Annotated in this window: 14 protein-coding genes; 12 read left to right on the plus strand and 2 right to left on the minus strand. The window is 59.8% G+C overall.

The genetic code is table 11. From position 1 onward, the window contains the following. The first annotated feature begins 45 nt into the window (after nt 1-45). Complete coding sequence (etfB, locus tag DQN55_RS01910) at nt 46-816, plus strand: electron transfer flavoprotein subunit beta (RefSeq protein ID WP_048380864.1); 771 nt, start codon at nt 46-48, stop codon at nt 814-816. Between the two features lie 527 nt (nt 817-1,343). Then, nucleotides 1,344-1,916, plus strand: a complete 573-nt coding sequence (locus DQN55_RS01915) for a GNAT family N-acetyltransferase (RefSeq protein ID WP_048380861.1) — start codon at nt 1,344-1,346, stop codon at nt 1,914-1,916. 17 nt (nt 1,917-1,933) lie between these two features. On the opposite strand, the gene gbcA is transcribed toward DQN55_RS01915, so the two are convergent. Then, a complete protein-coding gene (gene gbcA, locus DQN55_RS01920) occupies nt 1,934-3,226 on the minus strand; it encodes a glycine-betaine demethylase subunit GbcA (RefSeq protein ID WP_048380860.1) in 1,293 nt (430 codons plus the stop codon). Between the two features lie 282 nt (nt 3,227-3,508). On the opposite strand from gbcA, the gene gbcB reads away from it, so the two are divergent. The 3 genes from gbcB to DQN55_RS01935 all read left to right on the plus strand — a co-directional run bounded on the left by gbcB (nt 3,509) and on the right by DQN55_RS01935 (nt 5,285). Beyond that, complete coding sequence (gene gbcB, locus DQN55_RS01925) at nt 3,509-4,609, plus strand: glycine-betaine demethylase subunit GbcB (RefSeq protein WP_048380858.1); 1,101 nt, start codon at nt 3,509-3,511, stop codon at nt 4,607-4,609. Nucleotides 4,610-4,755: 146 nt separating this feature from the next. Beyond that, nucleotides 4,756-4,986, plus strand: coding sequence for a hypothetical protein (locus DQN55_RS01930; RefSeq protein ID WP_048380855.1), 231 nt, complete (start codon nt 4,756-4,758; stop codon nt 4,984-4,986). Next, entirely contained in the window at nt 4,983-5,285 is a 303-nt protein-coding gene (locus DQN55_RS01935) for a cell division protein ZapA (protein WP_048380853.1), read from the plus strand. The genes DQN55_RS01930 and DQN55_RS01935 overlap by 4 nt, the downstream gene beginning before the upstream one ends. Nucleotides 5,286-5,432: 147 nt before the next feature. Here DQN55_RS01935 and DQN55_RS01940 read toward each other — a convergent pair whose 3' ends face one another. Continuing rightward, nucleotides 5,433-6,473: a threonine aldolase family protein gene (locus DQN55_RS01940; protein WP_048380851.1), complete on the minus strand. Its 1,041-nt coding sequence runs from the start codon at nt 6,471-6,473 to the stop codon at nt 5,433-5,435. Between the two features lie 359 nt (nt 6,474-6,832). On the opposite strand from DQN55_RS01940, the gene glyA reads away from it, so the two are divergent. The 7 genes from glyA (at nt 6,833) to fdhA (ending at nt 15,727) form a co-directional block, all read left to right on the plus strand. Then, nucleotides 6,833-8,086: a serine hydroxymethyltransferase gene (gene glyA, locus DQN55_RS01945; protein ID WP_048380849.1), complete on the plus strand. Its 1,254-nt coding sequence runs from the start codon at nt 6,833-6,835 to the stop codon at nt 8,084-8,086. A 22-nt stretch (nt 8,087-8,108) separates the two neighbouring features. Further along, nucleotides 8,109-9,359, plus strand: a complete 1,251-nt coding sequence (locus tag DQN55_RS01950; protein ID WP_048380847.1) for a sarcosine oxidase subunit beta — start codon at nt 8,109-8,111, stop codon at nt 9,357-9,359. A 14-nt stretch (nt 9,360-9,373) separates the two neighbouring features. Continuing rightward, nucleotides 9,374-9,706: a sarcosine oxidase subunit delta gene (locus DQN55_RS01955; RefSeq protein ID WP_048380845.1), complete on the plus strand. Its 333-nt coding sequence runs from the start codon at nt 9,374-9,376 to the stop codon at nt 9,704-9,706. After that, complete coding sequence (locus tag DQN55_RS01960) at nt 9,703-12,720, plus strand: sarcosine oxidase subunit alpha (RefSeq protein ID WP_048380843.1); 3,018 nt, start codon at nt 9,703-9,705, stop codon at nt 12,718-12,720. The genes DQN55_RS01955 and DQN55_RS01960 overlap by 4 nt, the downstream gene beginning before the upstream one ends. A gap of 98 nt (nt 12,721-12,818) precedes the next feature. Next, entirely contained in the window at nt 12,819-13,451 is a 633-nt protein-coding gene (locus DQN55_RS01965; protein WP_048380842.1) for a sarcosine oxidase subunit gamma, read from the plus strand. Nucleotides 13,452-13,581: 130 nt separating this feature from the next. Continuing rightward, complete coding sequence (gene purU, locus DQN55_RS01970; protein ID WP_048380840.1) at nt 13,582-14,439, plus strand: formyltetrahydrofolate deformylase; 858 nt, start codon at nt 13,582-13,584, stop codon at nt 14,437-14,439. Nucleotides 14,440-14,527: 88 nt separating this feature from the next. Next, a complete protein-coding gene (gene fdhA / locus DQN55_RS01975; RefSeq protein ID WP_048380838.1) occupies nt 14,528-15,727 on the plus strand; it encodes a formaldehyde dehydrogenase, glutathione-independent in 1,200 nt (399 codons plus the stop codon).

A 15,727-nucleotide genomic window follows, 5' to 3' on the forward strand; every position in this document is an offset into this window, starting at 1 on the left:
AGGGAGAGGGCCAGGGTGAGGGGCTTTTGATTTGGAGAGAGACACATGACCATTGCCACTGTTGCCCTGGTATCCATCGGCGCTCACCCGGCTTCAGGCCGTGCCCGTCGCGCAGAGCACGACGCCCGCGCGGTCGAGCTGGGCCTGCAACTGGCCGGGGATGACTTGCACGTGCTGCATGCGGGCAATCCCCATGAACCCGCATTGCGGGCTTACCTGGGCATGGGCCTGGATACCCTGCACGTTCTGGAACAGCCGAGCGACGCGGATGCGGTGCCGGTGTTGCGCGATTACATCCGTGAGACGGGCGTGCAACTGGTGCTGACAGGCAGTCAGGCCGAAACCGGCGAAGGGTCGGGCATGCTCCCGTACTTGCTGGCCGAACAGTTGGGCTGGCCGTTGCTGGTGGGGGTCGCGCAAATCGAATCTATCCACAATGACGTGGCGCTGGTGCTCCAGGCCCTGCCTCGTGGTCAGCGGCGGCGGCTCAAGGTGCGTTTGCCGTTCATGGTCACTGTGGATAACGCTGCACCCAAGGCGCGTCAAAGCGCTTACGGCCCGGCCACGCGAGGGACGCTCGAAGTGGATGATGTGGAGGTGGTCGCAGATGACTTATCCACAACGGGGCTTCTGCAACCGGCCAAACCCCGGCCCAAGCGTTTGAAAGTGATCAAGGCCAAAAGCGGTGCCGATCGGATGAAAGCCGCGACAGCCAAGGCTGCGGGCGGATCGGGTCAGGTTCTGAAAGGGGTGAGTGCCGAAGAGGGCGCGCAGGCTATTTTGAAGCTGCTGATTGAAGAAGGCGTCGTACGCTGACACTTGCCCACAAAGTCTGTTAGCGCTTATGTGGATAAGTTGTTTGCTGTCGGCTAAGAACCATACAAACCGTGGCTTACGGGCTTCTGGTCAAAAAACGATCAATTCAACACGTTATCCACTGCCAGAACCTGAAACCCCTGAATAATCGGCACTTTAGGAGGTTTTCCACAGCGCGCTCGGGCAGTGCATAAGTTGCGCACATTCTCTGTTGGTGGGTATGTGGATAAGGTGTTCGCGGCTGGCTACAAGCCACGTGAAACGTGGCTTACAGTGTGTTGTACAAAAAACGATCAATTGCACTTTCCGGGATAACTTGTCCACTTCCCCACAATTGCTGTGGGTGTGCCTGTGGACAAGATGTTAGCGGAGGGCTGTGGCCCTTTGGTTATCTGGGGTGCAGAGCTTTGATCAAAAAACGATCAGTGGCTGGCAACATCTTGATATACAGGTGGTATGCCTGCGAGTTGTCGCCCTTGAGGAGGCTGGGCTAAAAAGAGCGCCCAATGCCTTGTGGAGTAAAGTGAATGACCGTTTTATTTCGTCCGGCTGTGCGCAACGATGCGCGTGAAATCGCTCGCCTGTTTCAAATATCGTCTGAGGGCTGCGCCGACTATATCTGGAGCCTGATCGCGCAACCGGGACAGACGCTGCTGGATGTCGGCGAAATGCGCTATGCACGCGAAGGCGTGATCTTCTCGTATGAAAACTGCCTGATTGCCGAGGCTGAAGGCCGGGTGATCGGCATGATGCACAGCTTCGTCATGCGTGACGACCCGGAGGCCGAGCCTGTGACCGATCCGGTGCTGGCGCCCTATGCCGACATGGAAGTTGCCGACACGCTTTATATCTCAAGCCTGGCATTGCACGAGGGCTGGCGAAACCTGGGGCTGGGGGCGAAATTCCTGCAGCACGCCCGGGAGCGTTGCAGTGAGCTGGAGCTGACGGGCTTGAGCCTGATCGACTATGAGGCGAACACCGGGGCACGCCGCTTCTATGAGCGTCACGGCTTTGAAATTGTCAAAACCTGTCAGGTCACGCCCCACCCGTTGATACGCGTAACGGGTGAGGCGTACTTGATGCTCTGCACGCTGGGCTGAGCCATCTGGCTCAGTGTTTACTGAGCCTCTACCCCTTTGAGGTACGCAGCAGGCTCCGCCCCGAGATTGCTTAGCAGGCGTTCGCTGTACCAGTCCACAAAGTTGACCACACCAAATTCATAGGTCTGGGAGTACGGCCCTGGCTGGTACGCGGTGGAGTTGATGCCGCGCTGGTTCTCTTCGGCCAGCCGGCGATCCTGATTGTTGGTGGCGTCCCAGACGTCGCGCATGCGCTCCACGTCGTAATCCACACCTTCCACCGCATCCTTGTGCACCAGCCATTTGGTGGTGACCACAGTTTCCTGGGCGCTGATGGGCCACACCGTAAACACGATGATGTGATCGCCCATGCAGTGGTTCCATGAATGCGGCAAGTGCAGGATGCGCATCGAGCCCAGGTCCGGGTTTTTGATCCGCCCCATCAGTTTTGCACAGCCTTGTTTGCCATCCAGGGTCATCGATACCGTGCCCTTGAGCAGCGGCATGCGCACGATACGGTTGCGCAGGCCGAAGCTGGCGTGGGCATAAGGGATTTTCTCGGCGTCCCAGGCGGCAGCCGAGGCGGCCACGTGATCCTTGAATGCCTGATCGGCGCGGGGGTCGGTGACGTCGTCCCATTCCAGCAGGGTTTTCAGCAGTTCAGGGTGGGACGCGTTGCAGTGGTAGCACTCGCGGTTGTTTTCAAGTACCAGCTTCCAGTTGGCCTTCTCTACCAGGGTGGTCTGGATCGCCACCTTGGTGTTTTCCATGTCATAGGGTTCCATGTAGTGATCGAGGGTGGCGAGGAATTCGTCGATGGCCGGCGGGTTCTCGGCCAGGCTGATAAAAATGTACCCCCCCGCCGTTTTGACGTTCACCGGTTTAAGGCCGTATTGCTTCATATCGAAGTCGGGGCCCATCTCGGTACCGGCAAACAGCAGGCGCCCGTCCAGCTCGTAGGTCCACTGGTGGTAATGACACACCAGCTTGGCCACCTTGCCCTTTTCAGTGGTGCACAGCCGCGAACCGCGATGTCGGCACACGTTATGAAAGGCATGAACCTGGCCTTCGGCCCCGCGAATCACGATGATCGGGTTTTTGCCCACCTGCAGGGTCAGGAAGTTGCCCTTGGTCGGGATTTCGCAGGTCATGCCTGCGATTAGCCATTCCTTATGAAAGATCTCCTGCATGTCGATCTCAAACAGGCGCTCGTCGTTATAAAACGGCTGCGGCAGGGAAAAGGTCCGCTCGCGGGTTTGCAGCATCTCGGCCGTAGCCTTGCGTGCAGGTTCCAGTGGATCGCCCAGGCTCAGGGTTGTAGTGACGTCCATCGTTGTAATCCTCATGGCCATCGTGTGTGGCCTAAAAGTGGCTGATCAGGGTGCGACGCAAGGCAAAATAATTACTGCAGGTGAATGGCGCTGAGTGTGCGTTCGTCGCAAGCCGGGGCCATATCCATGGGCGACATGGCCCCATCTGATTCCGACGCGTGAGCCCCTGTTTTCAGGGGCTGGTTGCCATAAGTATGTGAATGTCGCGGATAGATAAGTGGTCGGCCCGGGGCATGCGCAAAATCGCCACCAAGAGGCCAACAGTCGGCCGTGGAGAAGCGCATGTCCAACACCTTTCTGAATCCGGTAACCACCCAGACCTGGGCTAATGGCCGACACATCGTGCGATGCGTCAAAGTCATTCAGGAAACCTGGGATGTGCGCACCTTCTGTTTTATGGCGGACCAGCCGATCCTGTTCTTTTTCAAACCCGGGCAATTCGTGACCCTGGAGCTGGAAATTGAAGGTTCTCCGGTGATGCGCTCGTACACCATCTCCAGCTCGCCATCAGTGCCCTACAGTTTTTCGGTGACGATCAAGCGTGTTCCGGGCGGACGCGTGTCCAACTGGCTGCACGACACCCTGCACGAAGGGCAGGAGCTGGCGGTTCACGGCCCGGTCGGGTTGTTCAACGCCATTGATGCGCCTAGCCCCAAAGTGCTGTACCTCAGCGGCGGCGTCGGGATTACCCCGGTCATGTCCATGGCGCGCTGGTTTTACGACACCAATGCCAATGTCGACATGGTGTTTATCCACAGCGCCCGCTCGCCCAAAGACATCATTTATCACCGCGAGCTGGAGCATATGGCGTCGCGTATCGATAACTTCAGCCTGCACCTGATTTGTGAAAAACACGGGTTGGGCGAGCCGTGGGCCGGCTATCGCGGTTATCTGAATCACAAGATGCTGGAATTGATGGCCCCGGACTTCCTGGAACGCGAAGTGTTTTGTTGCGGGCCGACGCCCTACATGAGCGCCGTCAAGCGCCTGTTGGAAGGCTGCGGGTTTGACATGAGCCGCTACCATGAAGAGTCTTTCGGGGCGACGCCACCCGAAGCTCGGGCTGATGCCGTGGAGCAAGCCGAGCAGGCGGCCGACGCGCCGGAGCTGGATGCCGCGGACTTGAACCAGGTGGAGTTCACCGCGTCGGGCAAGAGTATCCGCGTGGGCCCGGCCGAAACCGTACATGCGGCCGCCGCCAAACTCGGCTTGCTCATCCCCAAAGCTTGCGGCATGGGCATTTGCGGCACCTGCAAGGTGCTGAAACTGGGCGGCGAAGTCGACATGGAGCACAACGGCGGCATCACCGATGAAGACGTGGCTGAAGGCTATATTCTCTCGTGCTGCAGTGTGCCCAAGGGCGATGTGCGTATCGAATTCTAAAAACAGCAGGGGCGGGCCTGTGCGGTGTTCGGGAACAAAGCACCGAAACCACAGTCTTTAGGGGTCTGAAAGCAAGGTCGGCGCTAGCTTAGCTGCCGACTTTTCTTTATCGTACGCGCCCTCTGAAACTGCTTGAGATCACCACCATGATGGAATCATCCCTTAGCAAACTGGAACAACTGGTCAGCGACCTGGTTCAACAAAAGCAAGAGCTGTTGGACGCCAACACTGCGCTGAACGCTGAGCTGGCCCAGGCCAAAGACGAAAATGAAAGCCTGCAACTGAGCCTGATGGAACACGAAGAGAAGCAAGGCGCTACTGCTGCCCGCATTCAAGCCCTGGTTGAGCGCGCGAGCGTGAGCCCTGTCAACGCATGAACGCGGACAGAGACGGAATAAAAGTCGTCTCGATTCTGGGCAACGACTATTCGATCAAGGCGCCTGAAGGGGAGCAGAAAACCCTGGTGGCGGCATCGGTGATGTTGAACGTTGCCTTGGCCGATACGAAAAGAAAGTACCCGAGCTTGATCGGGGACAAATTGCTGGTGCTGGCTGCGTTGAATCTGTGCTCGCAACAGATTGAACTCAAGCAGCGTCACAAACAGGAACTCGACCGTTATCAAGAGCAAGTCAGCGCCACGGTCGATGTGATTGAACGAACGCTCGGACAATCGTAGCAGCGGTCGAGCGGAGCGAGGCCGCGTCCGGCTGCGAAGCAGTCGCAGGATTCGGCCTCCGAAGGGCAGGTGGATCAAGATCCAGTGCCGGACCTCGTCTCGTTCTACTCGGTAACGGCTACGGATAATCCGTAGCCGCTGCTGTTTTTACCCCGCCATGACTTCGCGAATATCCGCGGCCAATTCCCGAACCCGTGCCTCAGCGGTGTCCCACGAGCACATGAAGCGCGCGCCGCCGTCGCCGATAAAGGTGTAGAAGCGCCAGCCCCTGGCTGTCAAGGCGGTCACTGCCGGCTCCGAAAGCTGCAGAAACACACCGTTGGCCTCCACCGGAAACATCAGCTCAACCCCCGGAATGTCACTCACCAATTGGCTCAGCAACTGGGCGCAATGGTTCGCGTGGCGTGCGTGCTTGAGCCAGGCGTCGTTTTCCAGCAAGCCCACCCAAGGCGCAGACAAAAAGCGCATTTTTGAAGCCAGTTGCCCAGCCTGCTTGCAGCGGTAGTCAAAGTCCACGGCCAGGTCATGGTTGAAGAACAGAATCGCTTCACCCACCGCCATACCGTTTTTCGTACCGCCAAAGCACAGCACGTCGACACCGGCCTTCCAGGTCAGGTCCGCCGGCGAGCAGCCCAGGTAGGCGCAGGCATTGGAAAAGCGCGCGCCGTCCATGTGCAGGTTCAGGCCCAGCTCCTTGCAGGTGGCGCTGATGGCCCGGATTTCTTCCGGACGGTACACGCTGCCCACTTCAGTGGCCTGGGTAATGGTTACCACACGGGGTTTCGGGTAGTGGATGTCTTTGCGTTTGAGGGCGATTTCGCGGATCGAATCGGGCGTCAGCTTGCCGTTTACCGAGCGGGCGGTCAGCAGTTTCGAGCCGTTGGAGAAGAACTCCGGGGCGCCGCATTCATCGGTTTCGACGTGGGCGGTTTCCGAGCAGATCACGCTGTGGAAGCTCTGGCACAGCGACGACAGCGCCAGGGAGTTGGCGGCGGTGCCGTTGAAGGCGAAGTACACCTCGCAGTCGGCTTCGAACAGTTTGCGGAAGTCGTTGGCGGCGCGCAGCGTCCACTCGTCCTCGCCATAAGCGCGTTGGTGGCCGACGTTGGCCTGTTCCATGGCGCTCCAGACTTCAGGGCAGATACCGGAGTAGTTGTCGCTGGCGAATTGTTGGCTCTTGTCAGTCATTTCCCGGTTCCATGGTTGAAGAATGCTGTGCACTTTATCCAAGAATCTTCCGGGTGCACAGACACGGCTTTAGGTGCGGAAACACCCTACAAAATAATAGTCCACAAACGACACGACACTTGTAGCCGCTGCTCCAGGTTGCGAGCGACCTCGCAGTGGGCGGGGCTTTTACAGGGCGTCGTGTGAGCGTTATCGCAGCCTTCTGCTGCGGCTAAAGGCGCCATGTCGTAAACGCACCATTGCGTGGCGTCCGTAGGCATTTGTTTCCCCCGTTCCAGCCCTACCATCTGGCTCAAAGGGCATGCCATCTGGCACACGCCTCACCGAGACCAAAGGCGCGCTGGCGCTGGGAGAACGCAATGTTCAGCAAGCAGGATCAGATTCAGGGTTACGACGACGTCTTGTTAGCGGCCATGAATGCCGAAGATCAGCGTCAGGAAGATCACATCGAGCTGATCGCCTCCGAGAACTACACCAGCCAGCGCGTCATGGAGGCTCAGGGCAGCGGTCTGACCAACAAATATGCTGAAGGCTACCCGGGCAAGCGCTATTACGGCGGCTGCGAGCATGTGGATAAAGTTGAGCAACTGGCCATCGATCGCGCCAAGCAACTGTTCGGTGCCGATTACGCCAACGTGCAGCCGCACTCCGGCAGCCAGGCCAATGCCGCGGTCTACCTGGCCTTGCTCAACGCAGGCGACACCGTGCTGGGCATGAGCCTGGCCCATGGCGGCCACTTGACCCACGGCGCCAGTGTCAGCTTCTCGGGCAAGCTCTACAACGCCGTGCAGTACGGCATCGACACCGCGACCGGCACCATTGATTACGACGAAGTTGAGCGTTTGGCCGTTGAGCATCAGCCAAAAATGATCATCGCCGGGTTCTCGGCTTACTCGCAAATCCTCGATTTCCCGCGTTTTCGCCAAATCGCTGACAAAGTCGGCGCCTACCTGTTTGTCGACATGGCCCACGTCGCTGGCCTGGTGGCTGCCGGTCTGTACCCGAACCCGCTGCCGTATGCCGATGTGGTCACCACCACCACGCACAAAACCCTGCGCGGCCCGCGTGGCGGCCTGATTCTGGCCAAGGCCAACGAAGCGCTGGAGAAAAAGCTCAACTCGGCTGTGTTCCCAGGTGGTCAGGGCGGCCCGCTGATGCACGTGATTGCAGCCAAGGCGGTGTGCTTCAAGGAGGCCCTGGAGCCGGGCTTCAAAACCTACCAGCAACAAGTGCTCGACAACGCCCAGGCCATGGCTGAGGTGTTTATCAAGCGCGGCTACGACGTGGTCTCGGGCGGTACCGACAATCACCTGTTCCTGGTCAGCCTGATCCGCCAGGGCCTAACCGGCAAAGACGCCGATGCTGCATTGGGTCGTGCCCATATCACCGTCAACAAAAACGCTGTGCCTAACGATCCGCAATCACCTTTCGTCACATCCGGCCTGCGGATCGGCACCCCGGCGGTGACCTCGCGCGGCTTCAAAGTGGCGCAATGCACGGAGCTGGCTGGCTGGATCTGCGACATCCTCGATCATCTCGGCGATGCCGACATCGAAGCTGACGTTGCCCGCCAGGTGACTTCGCTGTGCAAAGACTTCCCGGTTTATCGCTGAGAGCGGTTTTGGAGTAAATCCTATGCAACGGTATTCAGGCTTCGGCCTCTTCAAACACTCCCTCAGCCACCACGAAAACTGGCAGAAGATGTGGCGCACGCCGATCCCGAAAAAGGTCTACGACGTGGTCATCGTTGGCGGCGGTGGGCACGGGCTGGCGACGGCCTACTACCTGGCAAAGGAGCACGGCATCACCAATGTGGCGGTGGTCGAAAAAGGCTGGCTGGGCGGCGGTAATACGGCGCGCAACACCACCATCGTGCGCTCCAACTACCTGTGGGACGAGTCGGCGCATCTGTACGAGCACGCGATGAAACTGTGGGAGGGCCTGTCCCAGGACCTGAACTACAACGTCATGTTCTCGCAGCGCGGCGTGTACAACCTGTGCCATACCCTGCAAGACATTCGTGACTCGGAACGCCGGGTCAGCGCCAACCGCCTCAATGGCGTGGACGGCGAGCTGCTGAATGCCCAGCAAGTTGCGGACGAAATTCCGTACCTGGACTGCTCCAAAAACACCCGTTATCCGGTGATGGGCGCTACCGTACAGCGCCGTGGCGGCGTTGCTCGCCACGATGCCGTGGCCTGGGGCTTTGCCCGGGCAGCGGACGCGCTGGGTGTCGACCTGATCCAGCAAACCGAAGTGCTGGGCTTTCGCAAGGAAAACGGTGTATGCATCGGCGTTGAAACCAGCAAAGGCTTTATCGGCGCCAAGCGCGTCGGTGTGGTGACGGCCGGTAACTCCGGGCACATGGCGCGTCAGGCGGGGTTCCGCCTGCCCATCGAATCGCACCCGCTGCAAGCGCTGGTGTCGGAGCCGATCAAACCGATTATCGACAGCGTGATCATGTCCAACGCTGTGCACGGCTATATCAGCCAGTCCGACAAGGGCGACCTGGTGATCGGCGCCGGCATCGACGGCTACAACGGCTACGGCCAGCGCGGTTCGTACCCGGTGATCGAGCACACTGTTCAAGCGATTGTCGAGATGTTCCCGGTGTTGTCCCGCGTGCGCATGAACCGTCAATGGGGCGGCATCGTCGACACCACGCCAGACGCCTGCCCGATCATCTCCAAAACGCCGGTACCCAACCTGTTCTTCAACTGCGGTTGGGGCACGGGCGGCTTCAAGGCCACTCCGGGCTCGGGCAACGTGTTTGCCGCCAGCCTGGCCAAAGGTGAAATGCATCCCCTGGCCGCACCGTTTTCCATCGACCGTTTCCACAACGGCGCCCTGATCGACGAACACGGCGCAGCCGCCGTCGCCCACTAACAGGAGAATCACTCATGTTGCACATCTTCTGTCCCCATTGCGGCGAGCTTCGCTCCGAAGAGGAATTTCACGCGTCCGGCCAGGCGCACATTCCGCGCCCCCTCGATCCCAATGCATGCACCGATGCGGAGTGGGGCGACTACATGTTCTTTCGTGACAACCCTCGCGGTTTGCACCATGAACTGTGGAACCACGTCGCCGGCTGCCGCCAGTTCTTCAACGCTACGCGCAACACGGTGACGTACGAGATCCTTGAGACTTACCTGATCGGCAGCAAACCGCAGTTCACCGAACAGACCGCGCCGCTGACCACAACGGCAACTTGCGAGTTGGGAGAAAAAGTATGAGCCAGACCCATCGCTTGCCCCACGGCGGCCGCGTCGATCGCTCCAAAGTGCTGACCTTTACCTTCAACGGCCAACAATACAAAGGCTACGAAGGCGACAGTCTGGCGGCCGCACTGCTGGCCAATGGTGTCGATATTATTGGCCGCAGCTTTAAATATTCACGGCCACGGGGCATTTTTGCCGCCGGTGCCGAAGAGCCCAATGCGGTGCTGCAGATCGGTGCGACCGAGGCCACGCAGATCCCTAACGTGCGCGCTACGCAACAGGCGCTGTACCAGGGGCTGGTTGCCACGAGCACCAATGGCTGGCCCAACGTCAACAACGACATGATGGGGATTCTGGGCAAAGTCGGCGGCAAGCTGATGCCGCCGGGTTTCTACTACAAAACCTTCATGTACCCGCAGTCGTTCTGGATGACTTACGAGAAGTACATCCGCAAGGCTGCCGGTCTGGGCCGTTCGCCGACCGAGAATGACCCGGACACCTACGACTACATGAACCACCATTGCGACGTGCTGATCGTCGGCGCGGGCCCTGCGGGCCTGGCTGCCGCTTTGGCTGCCGCACGCAGTGGGGCACGGGTAATCGTGGCCGATGAGCAGGAAGAATTCGGCGGTAGCCTGCTCGACAGCCGTGAAAGCCTCGACGGCAAACCGGCGATGGAGTGGGTGGCCAAAGTCATCGCTGAACTCAAGGCACTGCCGAACGTCGTGCTGCTGCCCCGGGCGACGGTGAACGGCTATCACGACCACAACTTCCTGACCATTCACGAGCGCCTGACCGACCACCTTGGTGACCGGGCTCCGATCGGTCAGGTGCGTCAGCGCATTAACCGGGTACGGGCCAAGCGCGTGGTGCTGGCCACCGGTGCCTGCGAACGTCCACTGGTTTACGGCAACAACGACGTACCGGGCAACATGCTGGCGGGCGCAGTGTCCACCTACGTGCGCCGCTACGGCGTGGCGCCAGGCAAAAAAATGTTGCTGAGCACAAACAACGACCACGCGTATCGCGTCGCTCTGGACTGGTTCGACGCCGGCCAGCAAGTCGTGGCCATCGCCGATGCGCGGAGCAATCCACGCGGCGCCCTGGTTGAAGAAGCGCGGGCCAAAGGCATCCGGATCCTGACCGGCAGCGCGGTGATTGAAGCGCGCGGCAGCAAACATGTCACCGGTGCCCGTGTGGCGGCGATTGACCTCAAATCCCATAGCGTCACCAGCCCCGGCGAATGGCTGGAGTGCGATCTGGTAGCGACCTCGGGCGGTTACAGCCCGGTGGTGCACCTGGCTTCGCACCTGGGTGGCAAGCCGACCTGGCGCGAAGATATTCTGGGTTTTGTACCTGGCGAAGCGCCGCAAAAGCGCGTGTGTGTGGGCGGTATCAATGGCGTGTACAGCCTCGCCGACAGCCTGGCTGACGGGTTCGAAGGCGGCGTACGGGCGGCCAGCGAAGCCGGCTTCAAACCGGTTGAAGGCGTGCTGCCCAAAGCCCTGAATCATCATGAAGAGCCGACGCTGGCGCTGTTTCAGGTGCCCCATGAAAAAGCCACGGCGCGGGCGCCGAAACAATTTGTCGATCTGCAGAACGACGTCACTGCTGCCGCCATCGAACTGGCGACCCGTGAAGGCTTCGAGTCGGTCGAGCACGTCAAGCGTTACACCGCGCTGGGCTTCGGTACCGATCAGGGCAAACTCGGTAACGTCAACGGGTTGGCCATTGCCGCGCGCTCGCTGAACGTGAGCATCCCGCAGATGGGCACCACCATGTTCCGTCCCAACTACACGCCGGTGACATTCGGCGCGGTAGCGGGCCGGCATTGTGGGCATATCTTCGAGCCGGTGCGCTACACCGCGCTGCAGGCGTGGCACGTCAAGCAAGGCGCCGAGTTTGAAGATGTCGGCCAATGGAAGCGTCCGTGGTACTTCCCGCGCAATGGCGAAGACATGCATGCGGCGGTCAAGCGCGAGTGCCTGGCGGTCCGTGACAGCGTCGGGATTCTCGATGCCTCTACCCTCGGCAAAATCGACATTCAAGGCCCGGATGCGCGGGAGTTCCTCAACCGCATCTACACCAACGCCTGGACCAAGCTTGACGTGGGCAAAGCCCGCTACGGTCTGATGTGCAAAGAAGACGGCATGGTCTTTGACGATGGTGTGACGGCGTGTCTGGCGGACAACCATTTTGTGATGACCACCACCACCGGCGGCGCGGCACGCGTCCTGCAATGGCTGGAAATCTATCAACAGACCGAATGGCCAGAGCTGAAGGTGTACTTCACGTCGGTGACCGACCACTACGCGACGCTGACCTTGTCCGGCCCTAACAGCCGCAAACTGCTGAGTGAAGTGACGGACATCGACCTGGATCGCGAAGCCTTCCCGTTCATGACCTGGAAAGAAGGCCTGGTGGGCGGCGTGCCGGCACGGGTGTTCCGTATTTCGTTTACCGGTGAGCTGTCCTACGAGGTCAACATCCAGGCCGACTACGCAATGGGCGTACTGGAGAAAATCGCCGAGGCCGGCAAGGCGTACAACCTGACGCCGTACGGGACTGAGACCATGCACGTATTGCGTGCGGAAAAGGGGTTCATCATCGTTGGCCAGGACACCGATAGCTCCATGACTCCGGATGACCTGAACATGGGCTGGTGTGTAGGCCGGACCAAACCGTTCTCGTGGATCGGCTGGCGTGGCATGAACCGCGAAGACTGTGTACGCGAACAGCGTAAACAACTGGTCGGCCTCAAGCCGGTCGACCCGACCAAATGGTTGCCTGAAGGCGCACAGCTGGTGTTCGACACTCGCCAGTCGATCCCGATGAGCATGGTCGGCCACGTGACTTCCAGTTACACCTGCGGCTCGTTGGGTTATTCGTTTGCGATGGGCGTGGTCAAGGGCGGTCTCAGCCGCATGGGTGAGCGGGTATTTGCACCGTTGGCCGATGGCACTGTGATCGAAGCCGAAATCGTGTCTTCGGTGTTCTTCGACCCGAAAGGCGAACGGCAAAATATTTGAGTGAAACCTGTCGCGAGCAAGCACGCCGCATTTCTGTCGGTCAGTGCCTGGCTCGCGATGCAGGTTGGTCGAACACCACCATTTTTAGCGGGTGACCCATGAGCACAGCCAACGTTTACCAACAACGCCCGGACTCGGGTGCGAAAGCCGAATCATCGCTGCACCACGCCAATCTCGGCGGCCTGGTCGGCAAGGGACGCAAGAATCCCGGTGTCACTGTGCGCGAGAAAAAACTCCTCGGGCACCTGACCTTGCGTGGCGATGCCAAGGACCCGGCCTTTGCCGAAGGCGTACACAAGGCCTTGGGCCTGGAGCTGCCCGTGGCCTTGAGCCTGGTGGCCAAAGGCGAGTCGTCGCTGCAGTGGATGGGCCCGGATGAGTGGCTGCTGATCGTACCTGGCGGCCAGGAATATGCGGTGGAGCAAGCCTTGCGAGCGGCGCTGGTCGGGCTGCACATCTCAGTGGTCAACGTCAGCGGCGGGCAACAGCTGCTGGAACTGAGCGGGCCGAAAGTGCGCGAAGTGCTGATGAAATCCACCAGCTATGACGTTCACCCTGACAACTTTCCGGTGGGCAAGGCGGTCGGCACCGTATTCGCCAAGTCACAGCTGGTGATCCGGCATACCGGCGAAGACACCTGGGAACTGCTGATCCGTCGCAGCTTTTCTGACTATTGGTGGCTATGGTTGCAAGACGCGGCTGCAGAGTTCGGACTGAGTGTTGAGGCCTGACCAGACACACCCCCTGTGGGCGTGAGCTTGCTCGCGATCTGAGCGCTGCGGTTTTTTCAAATAGACCGCGTTGACTGGATCGCGAGCAAGCTCGCTCCTACAGACCTGGACAACAATAAGGAACTTCCCCATGAGCCGTGCCCCGGACACCTGGATTCTCACTGCCGACTGCCCTAGCGTCATGGGAACGGTGGACGCGGTGACGCGTTTTCTGTTCGAACAGCGCTGCTACGTCACCGAGCACCATTCCTTTGACGACCAGCGCTCGGCGCGGTTTTTCATTCGTGTGGAGTTCCGTCAGCCGGACGGTTTTGACGAAACCGAATTTCGTTCAGGCCTGGCCGAACGGGCTCAAGCCTTCGGTATGAGCTTTGAACTGACGCCCCCGCATTACCGTCCCAAAGTACTGATCATGGTGTCCAAGGCGGATCACTGCCTCAACGATCTGCTCTACCGGCAGCGCATTGGCCAATTGTCGATGGACGTGGTGGCTGTGGTTTCCAATCACCCCGACCTTGAGCCCCTGGCTCAATGGCACGACATCCCTTACCACCACTTCGCACTGGACCCGCGCAACAAGCCTGCGCAAGAGGCCAAGGTGTGGCAAGTGATCGAAGACACCGGTGCCGAGCTGGTGATCCTCGCGCGCTACATGCAAGTCCTCTCTCCCGAGCTGTGCCGCAAGCTCGATGGCAAGGCCATCAACATTCACCACTCGCTGTTGCCCGGTTTCAAAGGGGCCAAGCCCTATCACCAGGCTTACGAGAAGGGCGTCAAAATGGTCGGCGCCACGGCGCACTACATTAACAACGACCTGGATGAAGGCCCGATCATTGCCCAAGGGGTCGAGCCGGTTGATCACAGCCATTATCCCGAAGACCTTATCGCCAAAGGCCGTGACATCGAGGCCCAGACGTTGGCACGGGGAGTGGGGTATCACATTGAGCGGCGTGTTTTCCTAAATGGAGGTCGTACGGTGGTGCTCTAGGGAGGGCACCTCGTTCTAAGCTGAAAACAGATCTGCTTGCGGCTTGCCGCATGCAGTTCACCCACCAACTACAAGAAGGGTGATACAGATGGCTGACAATCGCGGCGTGGTGTACCTGGGCAATGGCCAGGTTGAAGTGCAAAGCATTCCTTTCCCCAAGATGCAGAATCCCCAGGGCAAACCGATTCATCACGGCGTGATCCTGCGTGTGGTATCGACCAACATCTGCGGTTCCGACCAACACATGGTGCGTGGCCGTACCACTGCGCAAACCGGGCTGGTGCTGGGCCATGAAATCACTGGCGAGGTGATTGAAGCCGGGCGTGATGTGGAGCACCTGAAAGTCGGCGATCTGGTGTCCGTGCCGTTCAACGTGGCGTGTGGTCGCTGCCGCAGCTGTAAGGAACAAAACACCGGCGTGTGCCTGACCGTCAACCCGGCCCGTCCTGGCGGCGCCTACGGGTACGTGGACATGGGTGACTGGGTCGGTGGCCAGGCCGAATACGTGCTGGTGCCGTATGCCGATTTCAACCTGCTCAAACTGCCGAACCGTGATGCAGCCATGGAGAAAATCCGTGACCTGACGTGCCTCTCCGACATTCTGCCCACCGGTTATCACGGTGCAGTGACCGCCGGCGTCGGCCCGGGCAGCACGGTGTATATCGCCGGTGCCGGTCCGGTGGGCCTGGCAGCGGCAGCCTCGGCGCGTTTGCTGGGTGCCGCCGTCGTGATTGTGGGCGACGTGAACCCGATTCGACTGGCTCATGCCAAAGCTCAAGGGTTCGAAATCGCTGACTTGTCCAAGGACACCCCGCTGCACGAGCAGATCGCCGAATTGCTGGGTGAGCCCGAAGTGGACTGCGCCGTCGATGCCGTAGGCTTTGAAGCCCGTGGTCACGGCCATGACGGCGTCAAGCATGAGGCCCCGGCCACAGTGCTCAACTCACTGATGGGTGTCGTGCGCGTCGCGGGCAAAATCGGTATTCCCGGCCTGTACGTCACCGAAGATCCGGGCGCCGTGGACGCCGCAGCGAAAAAAGGCAGCCTGAGCATCCGCTTTGGCCTGGGTTGGGCCAAATCCCACAGCTTCCACACCGGCCAGACGCCGGTCATGAAGTACAACCGCCAACTGATGCAAGCCATCATGTGGGACCGCATCAAAATTGCCGACATTGTTGGCGTTGAAGTGATTACCCTGGACCAGGCTCCACGCGGTTATGGCGAGTTCGATGCCGGCGTGCCGAAGAAGTTTGTGATCGATCCGCACAAGATGTTCAGCGGCAACTGA

The sequence above is a fragment of the Pseudomonas taetrolens genome, from assembly GCF_900475285.1.
Taxonomy (GTDB): Bacteria; Pseudomonadota; Gammaproteobacteria; order Pseudomonadales; family Pseudomonadaceae; genus Aquipseudomonas; species Aquipseudomonas taetrolens.

Excerpts from the sequence above, each read along its gene's own strand:
- etfB (WP_048380864.1), top strand. The coding sequence starts at position 46 with ATGACCATTGCCACTGTTGCCCTGGTATCCATCGGCGCTCACCCGGCT.
- DQN55_RS01915 (WP_048380861.1), top strand. The coding sequence starts at position 1,344 with ATGACCGTTTTATTTCGTCCGGCTGTGCGCAACGATGCGCGTGAAATC.
- gbcA (WP_048380860.1), bottom strand. The coding sequence starts at position 3,226 with ATGGACGTCACTACAACCCTGAGCCTGGGCGATCCACTGGAACCTGCA.
- gbcB (WP_048380858.1), top strand. The coding sequence starts at position 3,509 with ATGTCCAACACCTTTCTGAATCCGGTAACCACCCAGACCTGGGCTAAT.
- DQN55_RS01930 (WP_048380855.1), top strand. The coding sequence starts at position 4,756 with ATGATGGAATCATCCCTTAGCAAACTGGAACAACTGGTCAGCGACCTG.
- DQN55_RS01935 (WP_048380853.1), top strand. The coding sequence starts at position 4,983 with ATGAACGCGGACAGAGACGGAATAAAAGTCGTCTCGATTCTGGGCAAC.
- DQN55_RS01940 (WP_048380851.1), bottom strand. The coding sequence starts at position 6,473 with ATGACTGACAAGAGCCAACAATTCGCCAGCGACAACTACTCCGGTATC.
- glyA (WP_048380849.1), top strand. The coding sequence starts at position 6,833 with ATGTTCAGCAAGCAGGATCAGATTCAGGGTTACGACGACGTCTTGTTA.
- DQN55_RS01950 (WP_048380847.1), top strand. The coding sequence starts at position 8,109 with ATGCAACGGTATTCAGGCTTCGGCCTCTTCAAACACTCCCTCAGCCAC.
- DQN55_RS01955 (WP_048380845.1), top strand. The coding sequence starts at position 9,374 with ATGTTGCACATCTTCTGTCCCCATTGCGGCGAGCTTCGCTCCGAAGAG.
- DQN55_RS01960 (WP_048380843.1), top strand. The coding sequence starts at position 9,703 with ATGAGCCAGACCCATCGCTTGCCCCACGGCGGCCGCGTCGATCGCTCC.
- DQN55_RS01965 (WP_048380842.1), top strand. The coding sequence starts at position 12,819 with ATGAGCACAGCCAACGTTTACCAACAACGCCCGGACTCGGGTGCGAAA.
- purU (WP_048380840.1), top strand. The coding sequence starts at position 13,582 with ATGAGCCGTGCCCCGGACACCTGGATTCTCACTGCCGACTGCCCTAGC.
- fdhA (WP_048380838.1), top strand. The coding sequence starts at position 14,528 with ATGGCTGACAATCGCGGCGTGGTGTACCTGGGCAATGGCCAGGTTGAA.